Raw genomic sequence first — 413 nt, 5'->3', positions numbered from 1 at the left:
GAAGAAGGCCGGTTTCGCCAAGGTCTACAACCTGAAGGGCGGCATCATGGCCTGGCGCAATGCCGGCCTGCCCCTGGAGCGCGATTAGTCGAGGAAAGCATGGTGCAAGTTGTGATGTACGCCACCGCGATCTGCCCCTACTGCAATATGGCGGAGGCGCTGCTGCGCCGCAAGGGGGTGCAGGTTCGCAAGATCCGGGTGGACATCGACCCGGAAGAACGCGTGATCATGCAGGAGCGCAGCAACGGCCGGCGCACGGTGCCGCAGATCTTCATCGGCGATTTCCACGTGGGCGGCTATGACGATCTGGCCGCTCTGGATCGCAGCGGCCAATTGAACTCCCTGCTCAACCTCGCCTAGGCGGCTCGCCGCCGGCGGGCAGGGCAGCGGCGCCAAGCCGCCACGGATTGCTG

The 413-nt window shown here is 65.1% G+C and carries 1 protein-coding gene; it reads left to right on the top strand.

Annotated elements, in window-relative coordinates; translation table 11 throughout:
• The coding region (grxC, locus tag HFC70_RS26505) for a glutaredoxin 3 (RefSeq protein WP_368669831.1) at positions 1–360 on the top strand (360 nt) is incomplete at its 5' end.
• Between the last annotated feature and the right edge of the window lie 53 nt (positions 361–413).

Origin of the sequence: Agrobacterium sp. a22-2 (assembly GCF_012276985.1) — a bacterium.
Taxonomy (GTDB): Bacteria; Pseudomonadota; Alphaproteobacteria; order Rhizobiales; family Rhizobiaceae; genus Allorhizobium.
This window is presented reverse-complemented; position numbering and strand designations above follow the sequence as displayed.